The organism is Mesorhizobium sp. B2-4-19, from assembly GCF_006441315.1.
In the GTDB taxonomy this organism is placed as follows: domain Bacteria; phylum Pseudomonadota; class Alphaproteobacteria; order Rhizobiales; family Rhizobiaceae; genus Mesorhizobium.
Genome location: NZ_VFUV01000003.1, coordinates 170265 through 189896, shown reverse-complemented (window position 1 = coordinate 189896; position 19632 = coordinate 170265). Strand labels below are relative to the sequence as shown.

Here is a 19632-nt window from a genome sequence, read left to right as displayed (position 1 = left end):
AACAAATTGCCCCGAACCGGAGGATTTCAGGCCATGGCAACAGCAGCGGCAGCGTCGAACAAATTCGAATCCTTCTTCGAAACCACGCTGGAAGACGCCGATCCGGAGATTTTCGGTGCCATCCGCAATGAACTCGGTCGCCAGCGCCACGAGATCGAGCTGATCGCCTCGGAAAACATCGTTTCCCGCGCGGTGCTCGAGGCGCAGGGGTCGATCATGACCAACAAATATGCCGAGGGCTATCCGGGCAAGCGCTACTATGGCGGCTGCCAGTTCGTCGACGTGGCCGAGGAACTGGCCATCGAGCGGGCGAAGAAGCTGTTCGGCTGCAATTTCGCCAATGTCCAGCCGAACTCCGGCAGCCAGATGAACCAGGCGGTGTTCCTGGCGCTGCTGCAACCCGGCGACACCTTCATGGGCCTCGACCTCAATTCCGGCGGCCATCTCACCCATGGCTCGCCGGTCAACATGAGCGGCAAGTGGTTCAAGGTCGTCTCCTACGGCGTGCGCAAGGAAGACCATCTGCTCGACATGGACGCGATCGAGAAGACCGCGCATGAGACCAAGCCGAAGCTGATCCTGGCCGGTGGCACCGCCTATTCGCGCATCTGGGACTGGAAGCGCTTTCGCGAGATCGCGGATGCGGTCGGCGCGTATTTGATGGTCGACATGGCCCACATAGCTGGCCTGGTGGCGGGCGGCGTGCATCCCTCGCCATTGCCGCACGCCCATGTGGTGACGACCACGACGCACAAGTCGCTGCGCGGCCCGCGCGGCGGCATGATCCTGTGCAACGACGAAGAGATTGCCAAGAAGATGAATTCGGCGGTGTTCCCCGGCCTGCAGGGCGGCCCGCTGATGCATGTCATCGCCGCCAAGGCGGTGGCCTTCGGCGAGGCGCTTAAGCCGAGCTTCAAGGTCTATGCCGAGAGTGTGGCCGCCAACGCCAAGGCGCTGGCTTCGAGCCTCAAGGAGACGGGCCTCGACATCGTCTCCGGCGGCACCGACAACCATCTGATGCTGGTCGATTTGCGCCCCAAGAACGCCACCGGCAAGCGCGCCGAGGCAGCCCTTGGCCGTGCCAACATCACTTGCAACAAGAACGGCATTCCCTTCGACCCGGAAAAGCCCTTCGTCACCTCGGGCGTGCGCCTCGGCACGCCGGCCGGCACAACGCGCGGCTTCGGCCAGGCCGAATTCCGCGAGATCGGCAAGCTGATCGCCGAAGTGCTGGATGGTCTCAAGGTCGCCAATTCGGACGAGGGCAATGCCGCGGTCGAGGCGGCGGTCAAGGCCAAGGTCGTGGCGCTGACCGATCGTTTTCCGCTCTATCCCTATCTCGGCTGACCATCCTTATCGATTGACCAGGCGCGAAGCGTCATCTTTTATCCGCCGTCGGTGCGCCACCCCTGATCGGGTGGCGCATGGAACTGGAGAAACGATGATGCGCAATTTTCGTATCGCCTTACTCGGCGCTATCGGCTGGCTGGCTGTCTGTGGGCTTGCTTCGGCGCAGACACAGCCCGCTCCGGACATGCCTGCCACGAGCACCTTCGGCCGATGGACAACCATGGTCGATACACTCGATACCGGCCAGGATGCGCACAAGACCTGCGCGGCTTCGACGGCGTTCTTCGACGCGAGCGGCAATTCGGGCACGCTGACCTTGTCGATCTCGACCGGCGATCCGCTGCCGCCTGATGCCTATCCCGCCATCATGCTCACCGTCGACAACAAGCAACTGCCGACCGGCAAGAAGATCGCGGCGACGTTCGGCGATCCCGGCGTCAAGGTTTCGGCAACCGTCTATTCCAACGATGCCGGCATCGGCCGTCCGAGCTGGACGGTCGACAATCAGGCCAAGACCAGTCTCGCGCTGCTGCGAGCCATGCGTCAGGTCGCCTCGCTCGACGTGACTTTCGGCAAGCAGGCCTTCGCCAGCATCCCGATGGACGGCTTCACCAAGGCCTACCGCAACCTCGGAACGTCTTGTGGCTTCCCGACCAAGGATGTCGCGCCGTGACGGCTCGGCCGCAGTAGGGACCGCGGATGGACATTGTCTGGAAGGGTGTGGTCGGCGGGCTGGTGACGGCGCTGATCGTCTGGGCGTCCAAGCGCGGCAATGTCCTGCCAGGTATCCTGCCGCTGGCGCCGACCTTTGCCGTCATTGCCTTGCTCGCCGTCGGCGCCAAGGGCGATCCGGGCGGCTTCCGCGATGCCTGCCTTGCCGGAATGAAGACAATTCCCGCCTATCTTGCCTTCCTCGGCGCCTGCTGGTTGTTCATCGACAAGGTCGACTATCGCCTGGCTGTTGCCGGCGGCATCGCCGTCTGGCTGGTTGCCGCGCTGGCAATCTTCCTCGCGCCTCGCTATCTCTGATGCTGCAGTCCGTTGAAGAGACGGAACAGCTTCAATCCCGGTGGGAAAGGCTCTAAGCCTTTCGCCTCACCAGATTCGCGAACCCAAGGCTCTCCATGCGCTGTCCCTATTGCCAGTCCGAAGATACGCAGGTGAAGGATTCGCGCCCCGCCGAGGATGGCGCGGCGATCCGCAGGCGGCGTGTCTGCCCCGATTGCGGCGGCCGGTTCACCACCTTCGAGCGCGTGCAGCTACGCGATCTGGTCGTGGTCAAGAAGTCGGGCCGTAAAGTGCCGTTCGACCGCGACAAGCTGCTGCGCTCGGTCGAGATCGCGGTGCGCAAGCGCAATGTCGATCCCGAACGCATCGACCGCGCGGTGACCGGCATCGTGCGCCAGCTCGAAAGCTCCGGAGAGACGGAAGTGGCCTCCGGCGAGGTCGGCCGGCTGGTCATGGAGGCGCTGAAGTCGCTCGATGACGTCGCCTATGTGCGTTTTGCCTCGGTCTACCGCAATTTCCGCGAGGCCAAGGATTTCCATGAACTCCTGGGCGAATTGAAGGGCGACGAAGACAAGAGTGAAGAGGACGCCGGCTGAGCATGGCAGCATCGCAACTGAGCGAGGCCGAACAAGCGGCCCTTGATCGCCGTTTCATGGCCGCCGCCTTGCGGCTTTCGCGCAGGAATGCCGGCCGCACCTCCACCAATCCTTCCGTCGGCACGCTGATCGTGCGCGATGACGGCGCGGGGTCGATGATCGTCGGTACCGGCGTCACCGCGGTCGGCGGCCGGCCGCATGCCGAGACCGAGGCGCTCGCCGAGGCCGGTGAACTGGCGCGTGGCGCCACGGCCTATGTCACGCTAGAACCTTGCGCGCACCACGGCCGCACGCCGCCTTGCGCCAATGCACTGGTCAATGCCGGCATTGCGCGTGTCGTGGGGGCTGCCAGCGATCCGGATCCGCGCGTCTCCGGCAAGGGCTATGCCATCCTGCGCGCCGCCGGCATCGAGGTGGTGGAGAAGGTCCTGGCTGCGGAAGCCGCCGAGCAGATGGCGGGCTATTTGATTCGATCTCTGCGAAAACGGCCGGAAGTGACGCTGAAGCTTGCGCTTTCGAGCGATGGCAAGATCGGCAGGAAAGGCGCCGGCCAGGTCGCGATCACCGGCGAGATCGCGCGCCGCGACGTCTATCTGATGCGCGCGGAGTCCGATGCCATACTGATTGGCATCGGCACGGCGCTGGAAGACGATCCGGCGCTGACCGTTCGCCTGCCGGGGCTGGAAAACCGTTCGCCGGCGCGCATCATCCTCGATCGCCAGATCCGGCTGCCGGAAGCCTCGAGGCTGGTTTCCGGTGTCGACCGCGTGCCGCTCTATGTCGCCGCCTGTCTTGAAGCCGATCCGCACCGTCGCTCGGCACTCGAACGCGCCGGCGTACGCTTCATCGGCACCGAAACCCATGACGGCGTCGTCGCCTTGCCGGAACTGCTCGAAGACCTGGCGGCGCTCGGCATGGCAAGCGTGCTTGTCGAGGGCGGCGCCCAGGTCGCCAAGGCATTCCTGGACGAAGATCTGGTTGACCGCATCGTGTTGTTCCAGGGGCCGGAGGCGATTGGCGAGGATGGCATTGCATCGCCGGTCGATGCCGACCATATCCCGGCAGGCTTCCGCAAACTGCGCGAGATGCGCTTCGGCGAGGACAGCTACGCCGAGTGGGTAAGGGACCTCTAGGGATCAGCATCGATGTTTACCGGAATTGTCACCGATATCGGCACCGTCGCGGCCATCAAGCCGCTCAGCGAAGGCGTCGGCCTGCGCATCGATACCGCCTATGACCCCGAAACCATCGCCATTGGCGCCTCGATTTCTTGCGGCGGCGTCTGCCTGACGGTCACGGCGCTGCCCGAACATGGCTCGAACGCGCGCTGGTTCGAGGTCGAGGCTTGGGAAGAGGCCTTGCGGCTGACCACGGCCTCGAGCTGGAAATCCGGCACCAAGCTCAATCTCGAGCGGGCGCTGAAGATCGGCGACGAACTCGGCGGCCACATCGTATCGGGCCATGTCGACGGAACCGCCGAGATCGTCGAGCGCAAGGACGAGGGCGACGCGGTGCGCTTCACGCTGGAGGCACCGCGCCATCTGGCCAAATTCATCGCACCGAAGGGCTCCGTCGCGCTCGACGGCACCTCGCTCACCGTCAACAAGGTCGAGGGCACCCGCTTCGACGTGCTGTTGATCCACCACTCGCTGACCGTGACCACCTGGGGCGAGCGCAAGGTCGGCGACGGCGTCAATCTCGAGATCGACACCATGGCCCGTTACGCCGCGCGCCTGGCGGAGGCGGCGAAAGAGGGGCTCTAGAAAGTCTGCCGGACCAGCCGGTCCAACGCGTCCGACACCCTCCAGCAATCTTCCGCTTGCGATCAATCCGGCTTCGGCCTAAGTCACCGGCAACCCCCCGGAGACTTTTATGGCTGGTACATCCCAACACGGCAAAGCCTTTATTCGTCCGAAGGCGAAGGCGCATCTGCTGATTGTCGAGGCGCGCTTTCACGACGGCCTTGCCGACGCGCTGCTCGACGGCGCGACGAGCGCGCTCGATGAAGCGGGCGCGACTTACGACGTCGTCACCGTTCCAGGTTCGCTCGAAATTCCCGCAGTGATCACCTTCGCGCTGGACGGCGCGGCGGAAGGCGGCACCAATTACGATGGGTTTGTCGCGCTCGGCACGATCATCCGTGGCGACACCTATCACTTCGATATCGTCGCCAATGAATCCAGCCGTGCGCTGATGGACCTGTCCGTGCAGGACTCGGTCTGTGTCGGCAACGGCATCGTGACCACCGAGAACGATGCCCAGGCATGGACGCGGGCCAAGCGCTCGGAAGGCGACAAGGGCGGCTTTGCCGCGCGTGCGGCGCTGACCATGATCGCGCTCAAGGAACAATTGGGAGCGCGATCGTGAGCGAACCCGCTTCGCCCGGACAGCCCGCTGTGCGCCATGCCAACAAGCGTGGCGCGGCCCGTCTGGCCGCCGTGCAGGCGCTCTATCAGATGGATGTCGCCGGCAGCGGTGTCTTCGAGATCACCGCCGAATATGAGGCGTTCCGGCTTGGCAAGGAAGTCGACGGCGCGCTCTATCGCGAGGCGGATGCGCAATGGTTCCGCGCCATCCTGACCGGCGTCGTCGAGAACCAGAAGACCATCGATCCAGTCATCCGCCAGGCGTTGACCGATGATTGGCCGCTGTCGAGACTCGATTCGACGCTGCGCGCCATTATGCGCGCCGGCGTCTATGAATTGATGAAGCGCGAGGACGTGCCGGTGGCGGTCATCGTTTCGGAATATGTCGACATTGCCAAGGCCTTCTACGAGGAAGACGAGCCGAAACTCGTCAATGCCGTGCTCGACCGCGTGTCACGCCGGGTGCGCGGCGAGGGGCGCGGCAAGGACGCATCGTGACGGCCATCGCCATCGAGACGGGCAGGGAGGCGCGGCGCACCACGCTGATCCTCGCCGCATCGCAGGCGATTATCGGCTCGGCGGCACCCATCGCCATTTCTATGGGCGCGCTGGCCGGCCAATACCTGCTCGGTGCCGACAAATCGCTGGCGACGGCGCCTATTACCGGCTTCAACATCGGCGTCGCGCTCGGTGCCTTGCCCGCCGCGGCCATTATCCGCCAGCTGGGCCAGCGCGGCGGCTTCATGACCGGAACGGTCGTCACCGCGCTTGGCGGCCTGATTGCCACACTAGCGCTTTTCCACGGCAGTTTCTGGTTGTTCGCGTTCGCTTTGCTGGTGATCGGCATCGGTGGCGCCTTCGTCCAGCAATTCCGCTTCGCCGCCGCCGACAACGCGCCGCCGCAGTTCAAGGCGCGCGCCATCTCCTTCGTGCTGGCAGGCGGCATTATCACCGCCATCCTCGGGCCGCAGATCGTCATCTTCACCCGGGAATTGTTCGCACCGGTGATGTTTGCCGGATCGTTCGCCTCCATCCTGCCGCTGGCAGCCGTCGGCGCGATGATCCTGTCGTTTCTGCGCCTGCCGGCGAAGGTGGCGAGCAAGGTTGACGTTTCCGGCGGTGATGCCAGGCCCCTGTCCGAAATCGTCACCAGGCCGCGCTTCGTCGCCGCGCTGTTCTGCGCCGTCGGCAGTTATGCGCTGATGAGCTTCGTCATGACCGGCGCGCCGCTGGCCATGGTCGGTTGCGGCCTGTCGGAGGACGATGCGACGCTGGGCATTTCCTGGCACGTCATGGCGATGTTCGCGCCGAGCTTCTTCACCGGCTCGCTGATCCATCGCTTCGGCGCCGAGCGCATTGTCGCCATCGGCCTGATCATGCTCATCGGCTGTGCTGCCGTTGCCTTGTCGGGCCTGGCGCTGTGGCAATTCTGGACCTCGCTGATCCTGCTCGGCCTTGGTTGGAATTTCGGCTTCATCGGCGCCACCGCCATGGTCGCGGCCAGCTACCGGCCGTCGGAAAAGGGCAAGGTGCAGGGGTTCCACGACTTCGTCCTGTTCGGCTCCGTCGCCTGCGCGTCGCTGCTGTCGGGCATGGTCTACAACGCCTGGGGTTGGGAGATGCTGAACTGGATGATCTTTCCGGTCACCGTTCTGTGCTTCGTGGCCCTCGGCACGCTCAAGTTGACGGCCCCGCGCAACGCGCGCACCTGATCCCAAAACTGCTGTCGAGCTGACGTGATGCTGTCAGGATTGCGTCGGTTGAAACTGCCGATCCGAAACAAAATTATTGCGTCTGTGCCTATTGTTATGAAACCGTGTGCCCCGACTGGCCGTTGAAGCCATGCTCATATGCGGCCGCCGCATTCCGGTTCACAGCAAAGGGTTTTCACGATGTTTTCAGTCAAGGTTTTCGCCGGCGCGGCATTGGCGCTGGCCATCACGGCCGCTTCCGCCAGTGCTCAGGTGGTCGTCTCCTCGAAGATCGATACCGAGGGCGGCGTGCTCGGCAACATCATCCAGCTCGTTCTCAACGCCAACAACATCAAGACATCAGACCGCATCCAGCTCGGCGGCACGCCTGTGGTGCGCAAGGCGATCACCGCCGGCGAGATCGACATCTATCCCGAATACACCGGCAACGCCGCCTTCTTCTTCGAGAAGGCCGACGACCCGGTCTGGAAGGACGCCGCCAAGGCCTACGAGACGGCCAAGAAGCTCGACTACGACGCCAACAAGATCGTCTGGCTGTCGCCGGCACCGGCCAACAACACCTGGGCGATCGCCCTGCGCAAGGAAGTGACGGATCAGAACAAGCTCGTGACGCTGTCGGACTTCGGCAAATACGTCGCCGGCGGCGGCAAGGTGGTGCTCGCGGCTTCCGCCGAGTTCGTCAACTCGGCGGCCGCCCTTCCGGCCTTCCAGACCACCTACGGCTTCAAGCTGAAGCCGGACCAACTGATCACGCTATCGGGCGGTGACACGGCGGCGACCATCGCCGCGGCCGCCAACCAGACCAGTGGCGCCAACGCCGCCATGGTCTACGGCACCGATGGCGGCATCGCGCCGTCGGGCCTTGTCGTGCTCGAGGACGACAAGGCCGTGCAGCCGGTCTACCAGCCGGCGCCCATCATCCGCGAATCCGTGCTCAAGCAACATCCCGAGATCGAGACGTTGCTGAAGCCGGTCTTCGCCAAGCTTGACCTGGTCACGCTGCAGGAACTGAACGGCCGTGTGCAGGTTGGCGGCGAGCCGGTCAAGGGCGTCGCCGAGGACTTCCTGAAGAAGAACGGCTTTCTGAAGTAGGACGATTCCGGCGCGCCGCTCACGTGGCGCGCCGGAACGACCGACGGGGGAGGGCGTGAACATCCGTTTCGACAAGCTCGGCGTGGTCACTGCCGCGATCGCGGCCTATGCGGCATTCCTCGCTCCCTTCGCCACGTTCCGCGCCAATCGGATCGTTCCGGGCCAGGCGCGCTCGATTCTCGAGGCGCTGCCAGCAGCCGCCGGGCCATTGCTGATGGCTATCGTGATCGTCGCGGCGCTCGTAGCGCTCTTCAGGACACCGCTTATGCTGCGCCTTGCGGCCAGTGTCGTGGCGCTTACCGCGCTCGCGCTGCTCGTCGGCGTCGCTGGCACATTCTTGACGCCGGTCGGCAACTCCTTTGCCAGGGTATCGCCGGCCTCCGGCTTCTGGGCGCTCATCTTTGCCTTCACGCTTTTGCTGGCGGACGTGCTGACGAGGCTGAACCTGTCGCCATGGGCCCGTGTCGGTGTGCTGGCCGCCGCCGCCGGGGCCATTGGGCTGCTTTTGGTGTCGGGGGCCTGGAACGACCTTTCCATCCTCAAGGAATACGCCAACCGGGCCGACAGTTTCTGGGCCGAAGGGTCCAAGCATGTGACGCTGGCGCTTGGCTCGCTGCTTGCGGCGGTCGTCGTCGGCCTGCCGCTCGGCATACTTTGTCATCGTGTCGAAAGGCTGCGGGCCGGTGTGCTCAACGTGCTCAACATCATCCAGACCATTCCTTCGATCGCGCTGTTTGGCCTGCTGATTGCGCCGCTCGGCTGGATCGCCACGCATGTGCCGGGAGCGGCCGCGCTCGGCATTCGAGGCATCGGCACGGCGCCGGCCTTCGTCGCCTTGTTCCTCTATTCGCTGCTACCGGTTGTGGCCAACACCGTGGTCGGCCTCGCCGGTGTGCCGCGCGCCGCCAACGACGCGGCGCGCGGCATGGGCATGACCGACCGCCAGCGCCTGTTCGGCGTCGAATTCCCGCTGGCCTTTCCGGTGATCCTCACCGGCATCCGCATCGTGCTGGTGCAGAATATCGGCCTTGCCACCATCGCAGCGCTGATCGGTGGCGGCGGCTTTGGCGTCTTCGTCTTCCAGGGCGTTGGCCAGACCGCGATGGACCTGGTGCTGCTCGGCGCGGTGCCGACCGTGGCGCTCGCCTTCGCCGCCGCCATCATCCTCGACGCAGTGATCGAAATGACCGCCACCAAGCGCAGGGTTGAAACGGCATGATCGAGATCGAAGGCATCACCAAGCGCTATGACACGACCACCGTCGTCGACGACGTCTCGATGGTCATCGAACCACGTACCATCGCCGTCATTGTCGGCACCTCGGGCTCGGGCAAGACGACGCTGCTGCGCATGATCAACCGGCTGGTCGAACCGACCGCTGGCATAATCAAGCTCGACGGCGCCGACAATCGTTCGGTGCCGGGCTACGAGCTGCGCCGAAGCATCGGCTATGCCATCCAGGGCCACGGCCTGTTTCCACATCGCACCGTGGCGCAGAACATCGCCACTGTTCCGGTGCTGCTTGGCTGGGACAAGGATCGCATCAAGGCGCGCGTCGATGAGCTGATGACGCTCTACCAGCTCGACCCCCAGGAATTCGGACCGCGCTACCCGCACGAACTGTCCGGTGGCCAGCAGCAGCGGGTCGGAGTGGCCCGCGCGCTCGCTGCCGAACCCAACGTGCTGTTGATGGACGAGCCGTTCGGCGCGCTCGATCCGATCATCCGCACCAAGGCGCAGGAAGATCTGCTGGCGATCCAGAAGCGCTTCGGCACCACCATCATCCTCGTCACCCACGACATGGAAGAGGCCGTGCACATGGGCGACAAGATCGCCGTCATGGATGCCGGCAAGCTCGTGCAATACGCCAAACCCGCCGAGATCCTGGCAAACCCGGCCAGCAGCTTCGTCGAGACCCTGGTCGGCGCCAGCGAAAGGCCGTTCAGGCTGCTGTCGCTGGGACGGGTGCGTGACGCGGTGGAGATCGGCGCCGCCGAGGGCGAAGCCATCCCCGGCGATGCCAGCCAGCGCGATGCGCTGGCTGAACTCCTGTGGACAGGCCGGCCGGCGCTGCCGGTCAAAGGCGCTGACGGCAAGCCGCTCGGCCGCGTTACGGTGGATGGGCTGGTCAAGCGGGCGGCGAGGCCGGCATGAAAGCCTGGCTGCCTTTGCTGCTCAGGCTTGCGCTGGTGGTGTTGCTTGTGGCGTTCGTCACCAGTCCGGACTGGTTTGAGCCGCTGCTCAAGCCGCTGACCGAGAACAACGCGCCGGTGATCTACAATCAGGGCAGCCTGCTGACGCTGACGCTGCTGCATCTGCGCACCGTGCTGATCGCCACCGTCGCCGCGACCATCGTTGCGGTGGCACTGGCCATCCTAGTCACCAGGCCGGCTGGCGCCGAATTCCTGCCGCTGTCGCGCAGCCTGGTCAATATCGGCCAGACTTTCCCGCCGGTGGCGGTTCTGGCGCTCGCCGTGCCGGCTGTCGGCTTCGGCGAGAAGCCGACGCTGATCGCGCTGTTTCTCTATGGCCTGCTGCCGATCTTCGAGAATGCTCTGACCGGGCTGACGACGCTGCCGGCCAATGTCGTCGAGGCCGCGCGCGGCGCGGGCATGACCGGCTGGCAAAGGCTCACCAAGGTCGAGCTGCCACTCAGCGCGCCGATCATCCTGGGCGGCATCAGGCTCTCGGTGGTGATCAGCCTGGCCACCGCCACCATAGGCTCGACGGTTGCCGCCAAGACGCTGGGCGAGGTGATCATCGCTGGCCTTCTGTCCAACAATCTTGCTTTCATCCTGCAGGGCGGCCTGATCGTGGCGGCCCTTGCCGTGCTGATCTATGACGGATTGTCGGCGATCGAGCGCTATGCGGCGCGGCGCATGGGACGCGAGGCGGAGTAGTTCCTTGGATGCTGATGGCCTGTCGGCATCATCCCTTGCGTCATTTCAATCGATCTAAATGAAGGACCATGCCAGGCAGGTCGTCGCGACTTTTGTCTTTTGGGCAAAAGCCGGGCAAAAACTGAACAATATCTTGACGTTCGCGGCACTGTTTCGCATACACCGATGCGAAGAGGCGGATTCCGTACGCGGGATTCCATCTTTGTCTCATCGGCCCAGGGAGGGGTTCATTTGGGCCAACAATCGAGGAAAAATCGGCAATGACCATTATTTCCGCCGTCATCGCCTGCGGCTTGCTTTCTGTCCTGTACGCTATCTGGGCGACACGTTCGGTCCTTGCGTCCGACCAGGGCAACGCACGCATGCAGGAAATCTCCGCCGCCATCCGCGAAGGCGCGCAAGCCTATCTGGCGCGCCAGTACACCACCATCGCCATCGTCGGCGTGGTCGTGCTCTTGCTCGCCTGGTGGCTGCTTTCGATCACCGCCGCGATCGGCTTCCTGATCGGCGCCGTCCTGTCCGGCGCTGCCGGCTTCATCGGCATGCATGTTTCCGTGCGTGCCAACGTGCGCACCGCACAGGCGGCCTCCAACAGTCTGGCCGCCGGTCTCGACATCGCCTTCAAGTCGGGCGCCATCACCGGCATGCTGGTGGCGGGCCTGGCGCTGCTCGGCGTCTCGATCTACTACCTCATCCTGACCGGTCCCATGGGCCTGCAGCCCAATGACCGCATCGTTATCGACTCGCTGGTCTCGCTCGGCTTCGGTGCCTCGCTGATCTCCATCTTCGCCCGTCTCGGCGGCGGTATCTTCACCAAGGGCGCCGATGTCGGCGGCGATCTGGTCGGCAAGGTCGAAGCCGGCATTCCCGAGGACGATCCGCGCAACCCGGCCACCATCGCCGACAATGTCGGCGACAATGTCGGCGACTGTGCCGGCATGGCCGCCGACCTGTTCGAGACCTATGCGGTGACGGTCGTCGCCACCATGGTTCTCGGTGCCATCTTCTTCGGCGGCACCGCCGTTCTCGGCGCCGCGATGCTCTATCCGCTCGCCATATGCGGCGCCTGCATCCTGACCTCGATCGTCGGCACCTTCTTCGTCAAGCTCGGCGCCAACGGTTCGATCATGGGTGCGCTCTACAAGGGCCTGATCGTCACCGGTCTGTTGTCGATCGTCGGCCTTGGCGTCGCCACCTCGGTATGCCTTGGCTGGGGCGCGATCGGCACGGTCGCCGGCATGGTCATCACCGGCAAGAACCTCTTCATCTGTGGCCTGATCGGCCTTGCGGTGACGGGTTTGATCGTGGTGATCACCGAATACTACACCGGCACCAACAAGCGCCCGGTCAACTCGATCGCCCAGGCGTCGGTCACCGGCCACGGCACCAACGTCATCCAGGGCCTAGCGGTCTCGCTGGAATCGACGGCGTTGCCGGCCATCGTCATCGTCGGCGGCATCATCTCGACCTACCAGCTCGCCGGCCTCTACGGCACGGCGATCGCCGTCACCACCATGCTCGGCCTCGCCGGCATGATCGTCGCTCTCGACGCTTTCGGCCCGGTCACCGACAATGCCGGCGGCATTGCCGAAATGGCCGGTCTGCCCAAGGAAGTGCGCCACTCCACCGACGCGCTCGACGCTGTCGGCAACACCACGAAGGCCGTGACCAAGGGCTATGCCATCGGCTCGGCAGGTCTCGGCGCATTGGTGCTGTTCGCCGCCTACTCGAACGACCTGAAGTTCTTTGCCGCCAACGGCGACAAATATCCCTACTTCCAGGGCATGGGCGAGATTTCCTTCGATCTCTCCAATCCTTACGTCGTCGCCGGCCTGATCTTCGGCGGCCTGATCCCCTATCTGTTCGGCGGCATCGCCATGACGGCCGTCGGCCGCGCTGCGGGCGCCATCGTCGAGGAGGTGCGCAAGCAGTTCCGCGAGGATCCCGGCATCATGGCCGGCACCTCCAAGCCGAACTATGCGCGTGCCGTCGACCTTCTGACCAAGGCGGCGATCCGGGAAATGATCATCCCGTCACTGCTGCCGGTGCTGGCACCGCTCGTCGTCTATTTCGGCGTGCTCTTGATCTCGGGTTCGAAGGCCTCGGCCTTCGCCGCCCTCGGCGCCTCGCTGCTCGGCGTCATCGTCAACGGCCTGTTCGTCGCCATCTCGATGACTTCGGGCGGTGGCGCCTGGGACAACGCGAAAAAGTCGTTCGAGGACGGCTTTGTCGACAAGGACGGCGTCAAGCATCTCAAGGGAACCGAGGCGCACAAGGCTTCGGTGACGGGCGATACGGTCGGTGATCCCTACAAGGACACCGCCGGCCCCGCGGTCAATCCGGCGATCAAGATCACCAACATCGTCGCGCTCCTGCTTCTGGCCGTGCTTGCGCATGGCTGAACGGACCGTGCCCGTCAGATAGAAACTCGCGGGGAGCGATCCCCGCGGTTTTTTTGGCTCCGTCAGGTTCCACCGTCCACTTCCCCCAAAGATTCGCTCGATCTGGCGCCGGCTCGCCCCCGTCCTCGCCAGCCTGGCTCGCCTTGGCCAAACAAAAGCCCGTGGGATCGCTCCCACGGGCTTTTGGTCGCCTGAGATGGTGCTGCCTTCCCAAGGGGAAGCAGGGTCTGATGATCAGGGAGTGCCGCCGCCGGGGATGCCGGGCGCCAGCTTGCTGGCGCCGTTGATGATCTGGCTGAGGAAGTTCTGGTCCTTGCCGCCAGTCGGCGTGGTGCGCGAGATGAAGTCGAAAATCTTGCCGTCCTTCATGCCATAATTGGCGATCTGTGTGACGCGGCCATCGGCGCCGAAATAGACCGCCAGAACTTTCTGGTCGACGAGCCTGGGCTTGTCGAAGGCGACATAGCGCTTGCGCGTCTGCGAAATGTAATAAAATGCCTCGTTGTCGAAAGTCGCCGTGGTCGACGGCGTGCCAAGCGCCAGAAGCACCTGCTCACGGCTGGAACCGACTGGCACCGAATCGACGGCCTGCTGGTCGTAGACATAACCTTGCGTGAACGTCTCGCTCGGATTGAGGTCGCCGATCATCTTGTTGGTGTGACACGCCGAAAGCGCCGAAACGACGAGCAGCAGCGAGATCGCGCCGGCAGGCCTGGACGAGAAGGTCGACTTGAAATTCAGCGCGCGCAACAACAATTCTCCATTATATCGCCGCAACTTGCGCTGGGCCGCAAAACCGGTAAACCAGCTTGCCTGCCGATGCAACAAGGCCAATTCAACTAAAGGTCCCCGGGAGACCATCCCCATGTTCCAGCGCCTTTTTGGTCGCGAACGCCACGCCAACCGCGCCATAACGGACGCGCTTTACGCACAAATCGTGGCGGCGGCGCGGCAGACCGTATTTTATTCCCACTGGAATGTGCCGGACACGCCGCTCGGCCGTTTCGAGATGCTTTCGCTGCATATGTTCCTGTTCCAGCATCGCTTGCGCGGCGAAGACGGCGTGGCGCAGGAGATCGCTCAGGTGCTGATCGACGAGTTCTTTCTCGACGTCGATCATTCGCTGCGGGAACTGGGCATTGGCGATGTCGGCGTGCCCAAGCGCATGAAGAAACTGGCGAAGATGTTCTATGGCCGCACCGCCGCCTATGATGATGCGCTGGAAAGAAACGATCGCGACGGCCTGACCGCGGCACTTGCACGCAATGTTTGGCCCGATGCCGGCACGTGGCCGGAGGCGCCGCAATTGGCCGACTATGTCGCCGACGCCTGCCGGCAACTGGCCGCGCAGCCGTCCGAATCGATCGTTTCCGGCACGGCGGTGTTTCCGCTCGCCAAGGGAGGTGCTTGATGAAACATGCTGATCCGCGAAGCCCGGTTTCCTTTTTCGCCAATGTCGCCCGGCTGCCGCAGAAGGGCCTGCCAGTGGTGATCGAGGCCGATGCCGCCCAGCGCGCCGCGCTCGCCGAGGAGCACGGACTGCTGTCGGTCGAAGCCTATCGCGCCGAACTCCTTGTCGCTTCCTGGAAGCGCAATGGCGTCAAGGTCAGCGGCCGTGTTGAGGCCGATATCACGCAGGCCTGCATCGTCACGCTCGATCCCGTTGAAGCGCATATCGACGAGCCGGTCGAGGCGCTGCTGTTGCCCGAGGATTCCAAGCTCGGGCGGCAGGGGTTCGAGGGCGGTGGCGAGATCCTGCTCGATGCGGACGGGCCCGACAGCCCCGAAACATTCTCCGGCGACACGATCGATGTCGGCGCTCTCGCCGAGCAGTTCTTCGGCCTGGCGATCGACCCCTATCCGCGCAAGTCGGGCGCGTCGCTGGATGCCGGCGGCGATACCGAAGCGGTGGAGAATGAATTTCAGCAAAAGCTGCGATCCTTGCTGGGAAAATCCTGAAAACCTCGCCCGCGATGGAAAAGCCGGTTGTGTGAAAAGCCAAAACCGCTATTTTCGCCGAACCTTCGCGATCACTAAAGCCACCTGCCGCCTAACCGTGAGATGAATACCGCGTGATCAGGATTTCCATCGATGCCATGGGCGGCGATCACGGACCAGCCGTGGTCATTCCGGCGCTCATGACGGTCGCGACTCGCCGTCCCGACATCCGCTTCGTCATTTACGGGCGTGAGGAACTTGTGCGCCCCGAGCTGGGCAAGTTCCCCAAATTGGCCGAGGTGAGCGAATTCTTCCATTGCGAGATCGCGGTCAGGATGGACGACAAGCCCAGCCAGGCATTGCGCCATGGCCGCTGGAAGTCGTCGATGTGGAAGGCGGTGGAAGCGGTCAAGTCAGGTGCCGCTGACGCTTGCATCTCCGCCGGCAACACCGGCGCGCTGATGGCGATGTCGAAATTCTGCCTGCGCACCATGGCCACCATCGATCGCCCGGCGATCGCGGCATTGTGGCCGACATTGCGCGGCGAAAGCGTGGTTCTGGACGTCGGGGCCACCATTGGCGCCGATGCGCAACAGCTCATTGACTTTGCCATTCTCGGCACCGGCATGGCGCGCGCCGTATTCGGCATTGCCCGGCCCACCGTCGGCCTGCTCAATGTCGGCGTCGAAGAGATCAAGGGCCAGGAAGAGGTCAAGGAGGCAGGGCGCATGCTGCGCGAGGCCAACATGGCCTCGATGAACTATCATGGCTTCGTCGAAGGCGACGATATCGGCAAAGGTACGGTCGACGTGGTCGTCACGGAGGGCTTCGCCGGCAACATCGCGCTGAAGACCGCGGAAGGCACCGCCCGACAGATCGCGGGCTATCTGCGCGCCGCGATGAGCCGCACCCTGATGGCCAAGATCGGCTATGTCTTCGCCAAGGGCGCCTTCGATCGCCTGCGCGAAAAGATGGATGTCGGCCGCTCCAATGGCGGCGTCTTCCTGGGACTGAGCGGCATTGTCGTCAAAAGCCATGGCGGTGCCGATTCGGACGGGTTCGCCGCAGCGATCGAGCTCGGCTATGACATGGTGCGCAACAATCTGCTCGACCGCATCGAAGCCGACCTGGACCTGTTTCATGCGCGCAACCCACGTGCCCTGTCATCCCGGAAATCCGACGTCGTTACCGACGCGAAGGAATAGGAAAGAACTTTGATCAGATCAGTCGTGCGCGGCATGGGCGCCGCGCTGCCCCGCCGCATCATGAAGAATGCCGATTTCGAGGGCATGGTTGAAACCTCGGACGAGTGGATCGCCCAGCGTACCGGCATCCGCCAGCGTCATATCGCGGCCGACGACGAGACGACGGCTTCCCTGGGAGAGGCCGCGGCACGTGCCGCCCTTGCCAATGCCGGGCTGACGCCGGATGACATCGACCTGATCGTGCTGGCAACGTCGACGCCCAACAACACATTCCCGGCCACCGCGGTCGAGATCCAGAACCGGCTCGGCATGCATCACGGCTTCGCCTTCGACATGCAGGCGGTGTGTTCGGGCTTCGTCTATGCGGTGACGACAGCCGACCTCTACATCCGTGGGGGGCTTGCCAAACGTGTGCTGGTGATCGGCTCGGAAACGTTCTCGCGCATCCTCGACTGGAGCGACCGCTCGACCTGCGTGCTGTTCGGCGATGGCGCAGGGGCACTTGTCCTGGAGGCGGGCGAGGGGGCCGGCACGATTGCCGACCGCGGCGTCCTGGCGGCCAGCCTGCGCTCCGACGGCGTGCACAAGGACAAGCTTTTCGTCGACGGCGGACCGTCGACCACGGGAACAGTCGGTCACCTCAGGATGGAAGGCCGCGAAGTCTTCAAGCATGCCGTCGGCATGATCACTGACGTCATCGAGGCAACCTTCTCCGCCGCCGGCATAACGGCCGATGATCTCGACTGGTTCGTACCGCACCAGGCCAATAAACGAATTATTGACGCATCCGCCAAGAAGCTCGGGATAGCAGAGCAAAAGGTGGTGGTTACGGTCGATTTGCACGGTAACACCTCGGCTGCTTCCGTGCCGCTGGCGCTGTCGGTGGCCGTTGCCGATGGCCGCATCAAGAAGGGCGACCTCGTCCTCCTGGAAGCGATGGGCGGCGGCTTCACCTGGGGCGCCGTTCTGGTTCGCTGGTAAGTGCCGAACGGCTCGGTTTCGGTCCTTGACCTTGCCGGATCAATTACTTAGGCTCTGCCGTTGTTGTGCCGATTTTGCGTTTTGAACTGATGGGACGGTCGCATGGGGGGAAAGACACTTACGCGTGCCGACCTGGCTGAGGCCGTTTACCGAAAGGTCGGCCTGTCGCGCACTGAATCCGCCGAACTGGTCGAAGCCGTGCTGGACGAAATCTGCGAAGCCATTGTGCGTGGCGAGACGGTCAAGCTGTCGTCTTTCGCGACGTTCCATGTCCGCTCCAAGAACGAGCGCATCGGACGCAATCCCAAGACCGGCGAAGAGGTGCCGATCCTGCCGCGCCGGGTGATGACGTTCAAATCGTCCAACGTGCTTAAGAACCGCATCTTGCGCTCTCACCAGAACAGCAAGGCAAAGGGCGGCAAATAGCCTTCATTGTACGGTTGAAAACCGGCCCCGCGATCACGCCGGGCTTGAATATTGCTTCACAAACCGCTGAAATAAGGCCCGATTCGGCAGCATGGCCGGATTGGTGTTCAGCGTATGGTCCATTCCGCGCAAATGGAATGAGCTTCTCTTTGTTGAGCCTGATCTCGCTGAAGACCGTTCCGGATCACGCTCCAGCGTGAGGATTTCGCCCATGGACAAGAGCCCTGACGCCTTCCGTACCATCAGCGAGGTCGCCGAAGATCTCGACCTGCCGCAACATGTGCTGCGCTTCTGGGAGACACGCTTCAACCAGATCAAGCCGATGAAGCGCGGCGGCGGCCGTCGCTATTACCGGCCGCAGGATGTCGAACTGATCAAGGGCATCCGCCACATGCTCTACGACCAGGGCTACACGATCAAGGGCGTGCAGAAGTTGCTGCGCGAGAACGGCAATCATTTCCTGGTTGCAATCGGCAATGGCGACATGGCCGCCGTCGAGGCGATCTCGCAACGAAAGCAGGCCGATCAGGTGCCGCTGACGCCGGCGGCGCAGCCGCGCGGCGGCGATGACGAGCTGGTCGGCCAGCCAAGGGTCAAGCCGAGCCGTCGCTTTTTCGGCCTGGGCAAGAGCGATGAGGAAGGTCCGGTTCAGCCGGACTCGTCGAAACTGTCGCGCGACAATCGCGCGCTGCTGCAGGAGGCGCTGTTCGACCTCCTGGAATGCAAGCGCCTTCTTGACCAAGTGCGCTGACCGCCGCGCTTTGAAGCCTCGAGACCGGAACCCGTCTTGGGGTCAGGCGTTACGTTTCCTTCCGCAAGACGTCGTTCAGCAAGACGACCTCGCATGGCAAGACAAGGAAACGCATGATGGCATCTTTTTCGACCCTTTCTGACATCGACCTCGAAAAGCAGGTCGCGGCCCTCTCGAGGGAACTCGCGGCGTTGCGCAAGGCGGTGTCAAAGCGGGGTGGCGCCTACTATGAAGATGGCCGCGATGCCGCGCTCGACACATATTCGGATCTCGCGGGACGCCTGCGCGATGCGATGCCGGCAATCCGCAAACAGGGCAGGGCGGTCGAGAAATCGGCTCGTGACCATCCGGCTGCGGCCGCCGCGGTTGGGCTTGTGGTGCTTGGTCTGATCGCCAGCCTGCTGTTCAGCCGGCGCTAAGGGGCGCTCTCGGTCATAAGTGTTGGCGAAGCGTGAGCTGCAATCGCGCGACCGGCAGAACGATGCTGTCCATCCAGGAGATATCGGCCTGGCCATCATCGGGATGCCTGGTCCTGTTTGCGAAGGCTGGTGTCGGGCCTGGCATTGCAGGACCAGGAGAAGACCAGCCTTGAACAAGCAACCAAGGCCGGTCTTCTCGTTGGCAGTCTGTATTTAGTAGGCCTTCTTCATGTGGTGGCGGTGATGAACGTAGTGGTGAACGCGGTGATGACGAACATGGTGATGATGGACCCGATGATGACGATGATGCTTTGCCATCGGGGCCGCATCGGCGCTCGTCGCACCGATGACCGGCGCCGTGAAAGCGAGTGCAACTGCAAGCCCGAGGGCCGAGAGGAGGGACTTCTTCATGGATCGTTTCCTTCTTTCGCCTGCGGATCTTAAAATCGGGTCGATGGCCCGATCGCCGCGAATGGAATTACGCTC

Annotated in this window: 23 protein-coding genes; 22 read left to right on the top strand and 1 reads right to left on the bottom strand. The window is 63.7% G+C overall.

Features of this window, described 5'->3' with window-relative positions; all coding sequences use genetic code 11:
- Window positions 1-33: 33 nt before the first annotated feature.
- The 14 genes from glyA (at window position 34) to FJ546_RS06940 (ending at window position 13426) form a co-directional block, all read left to right on the top strand.
- On the top strand, window positions 34-1347 hold the full coding sequence (gene glyA / locus FJ546_RS07005; protein WP_095770440.1) for a serine hydroxymethyltransferase: 1314 nt from the start codon (window positions 34-36) through the stop codon (window positions 1345-1347).
- A gap of 97 nt (window positions 1348-1444) precedes the next feature.
- The gene (locus FJ546_RS07000) at window positions 1445-2023 is read left to right on the top strand and encodes a hypothetical protein (RefSeq protein WP_181167863.1); all 579 of its coding nucleotides are present in this window, start codon (window positions 1445-1447) and stop codon (window positions 2021-2023) included.
- A 26-nt stretch (window positions 2024-2049) separates the two neighbouring features.
- Window positions 2050-2379: a GlpM family protein gene (locus FJ546_RS06995; RefSeq protein ID WP_019857610.1), complete on the top strand. Its 330-nt coding sequence runs from the start codon at window positions 2050-2052 to the stop codon at window positions 2377-2379.
- Window positions 2380-2474: 95 nt separating this feature from the next.
- Window positions 2475-2954: a transcriptional regulator NrdR gene (gene nrdR, locus FJ546_RS06990; protein ID WP_010915593.1), complete on the top strand. Its 480-nt coding sequence runs from the start codon at window positions 2475-2477 to the stop codon at window positions 2952-2954.
- 2 nt (window positions 2955-2956) lie between these two features.
- Window positions 2957-4087, top strand: a complete 1131-nt coding sequence (ribD, locus tag FJ546_RS06985) for a bifunctional diaminohydroxyphosphoribosylaminopyrimidine deaminase/5-amino-6-(5-phosphoribosylamino)uracil reductase RibD (protein WP_181167840.1) — start codon at window positions 2957-2959, stop codon at window positions 4085-4087.
- A gap of 12 nt (window positions 4088-4099) precedes the next feature.
- The gene (locus tag FJ546_RS06980; RefSeq protein ID WP_140888660.1) at window positions 4100-4717 is read left to right on the top strand and encodes a riboflavin synthase; all 618 of its coding nucleotides are present in this window, start codon (window positions 4100-4102) and stop codon (window positions 4715-4717) included.
- 109 nt (window positions 4718-4826) lie between these two features.
- On the top strand, window positions 4827-5321 hold the full coding sequence (gene ribH, locus FJ546_RS06975; protein WP_140888659.1) for a 6,7-dimethyl-8-ribityllumazine synthase: 495 nt from the start codon (window positions 4827-4829) through the stop codon (window positions 5319-5321).
- Window positions 5318-5818 (top strand): transcription antitermination factor NusB, encoded by a 501-nt coding sequence (gene nusB, locus FJ546_RS06970; RefSeq protein ID WP_019857616.1) that lies wholly within the window; start codon window positions 5318-5320, stop codon window positions 5816-5818. Before ribH ends, nusB begins: the two co-directional genes overlap by 4 nt.
- Window positions 5815-7032 carry an MFS transporter gene (locus FJ546_RS06965; RefSeq protein WP_140888658.1) on the top strand — a complete coding sequence of 406 codons (1218 nt, stop codon included), beginning with the start codon at window positions 5815-5817 and terminating at the stop codon, window positions 7030-7032. Before nusB ends, FJ546_RS06965 begins: the two co-directional genes overlap by 4 nt.
- A 180-nt stretch (window positions 7033-7212) precedes the next feature.
- A complete protein-coding gene (locus FJ546_RS06960) occupies window positions 7213-8124 on the top strand; it encodes an ABC transporter substrate-binding protein (protein WP_140888657.1) in 912 nt (303 codons plus the stop codon).
- A gap of 55 nt (window positions 8125-8179) precedes the next feature.
- A complete protein-coding gene (locus FJ546_RS06955; RefSeq protein ID WP_140888656.1) occupies window positions 8180-9343 on the top strand; it encodes an ABC transporter permease in 1164 nt (387 codons plus the stop codon).
- Entirely contained in the window at window positions 9340-10278 is a 939-nt protein-coding gene (locus tag FJ546_RS06950) for an ABC transporter ATP-binding protein (RefSeq protein WP_095788441.1), read from the top strand. The genes FJ546_RS06955 and FJ546_RS06950 overlap by 4 nt, the downstream gene beginning before the upstream one ends.
- Complete coding sequence (locus FJ546_RS06945) at window positions 10275-11024, top strand: ABC transporter permease (RefSeq protein WP_140888655.1); 750 nt, start codon at window positions 10275-10277, stop codon at window positions 11022-11024. Before FJ546_RS06950 ends, FJ546_RS06945 begins: the two co-directional genes overlap by 4 nt.
- Window positions 11025-11284: 260 nt before the next feature.
- Window positions 11285-13426, top strand: coding sequence for a sodium-translocating pyrophosphatase (locus FJ546_RS06940; RefSeq protein WP_140888654.1), 2142 nt, complete (start codon window positions 11285-11287; stop codon window positions 13424-13426).
- Between the two features lie 234 nt (window positions 13427-13660).
- Here FJ546_RS06940 and FJ546_RS06935 read toward each other — a convergent pair whose 3' ends face one another.
- Window positions 13661-14176: an outer membrane protein assembly factor BamE gene (locus FJ546_RS06935; RefSeq protein WP_027046739.1), complete on the bottom strand. Its 516-nt coding sequence runs from the start codon at window positions 14174-14176 to the stop codon at window positions 13661-13663.
- Window positions 14177-14291: 115 nt separating this feature from the next.
- Between FJ546_RS06935 and FJ546_RS06930 the strand changes: the two genes are divergently transcribed.
- The 8 genes from FJ546_RS06930 to FJ546_RS31105 all read left to right on the top strand — a co-directional run bounded on the left by FJ546_RS06930 (window position 14292) and on the right by FJ546_RS31105 (window position 19590).
- The gene (locus FJ546_RS06930; protein ID WP_140888653.1) at window positions 14292-14837 is read left to right on the top strand and encodes a ubiquinol-cytochrome C chaperone family protein; all 546 of its coding nucleotides are present in this window, start codon (window positions 14292-14294) and stop codon (window positions 14835-14837) included.
- Window positions 14837-15385 carry a DUF177 domain-containing protein gene (locus FJ546_RS06925; protein WP_140888652.1) on the top strand — a complete coding sequence of 183 codons (549 nt, stop codon included), beginning with the start codon at window positions 14837-14839 and terminating at the stop codon, window positions 15383-15385. Before FJ546_RS06930 ends, FJ546_RS06925 begins: the two co-directional genes overlap by 1 nt.
- Window positions 15386-15498: 113 nt before the next feature.
- On the top strand, window positions 15499-16569 hold the full coding sequence (gene plsX, locus FJ546_RS06920; RefSeq protein WP_140888651.1) for a phosphate acyltransferase PlsX: 1071 nt from the start codon (window positions 15499-15501) through the stop codon (window positions 16567-16569).
- Window positions 16570-16578: 9 nt separating this feature from the next.
- Entirely contained in the window at window positions 16579-17550 is a 972-nt protein-coding gene (locus FJ546_RS06915) for a beta-ketoacyl-ACP synthase III (RefSeq protein ID WP_140888650.1), read from the top strand.
- Between the two features lie 102 nt (window positions 17551-17652).
- A complete protein-coding gene (locus tag FJ546_RS06910; protein ID WP_010915609.1) occupies window positions 17653-17976 on the top strand; it encodes an integration host factor subunit alpha in 324 nt (107 codons plus the stop codon).
- A 211-nt stretch (window positions 17977-18187) separates the two neighbouring features.
- Window positions 18188-18727 carry a MerR family transcriptional regulator gene (locus FJ546_RS06905; protein ID WP_027046741.1) on the top strand — a complete coding sequence of 180 codons (540 nt, stop codon included), beginning with the start codon at window positions 18188-18190 and terminating at the stop codon, window positions 18725-18727.
- A gap of 116 nt (window positions 18728-18843) precedes the next feature.
- The gene (locus FJ546_RS06900; protein WP_140888649.1) at window positions 18844-19146 is read left to right on the top strand and encodes a hypothetical protein; all 303 of its coding nucleotides are present in this window, start codon (window positions 18844-18846) and stop codon (window positions 19144-19146) included.
- A gap of 129 nt (window positions 19147-19275) precedes the next feature.
- Entirely contained in the window at window positions 19276-19590 is a 315-nt protein-coding gene (locus FJ546_RS31105) for a hypothetical protein (RefSeq protein ID WP_181167839.1), read from the top strand.
- The last annotated feature ends 42 nt before the right edge of the window (window positions 19591-19632 follow it).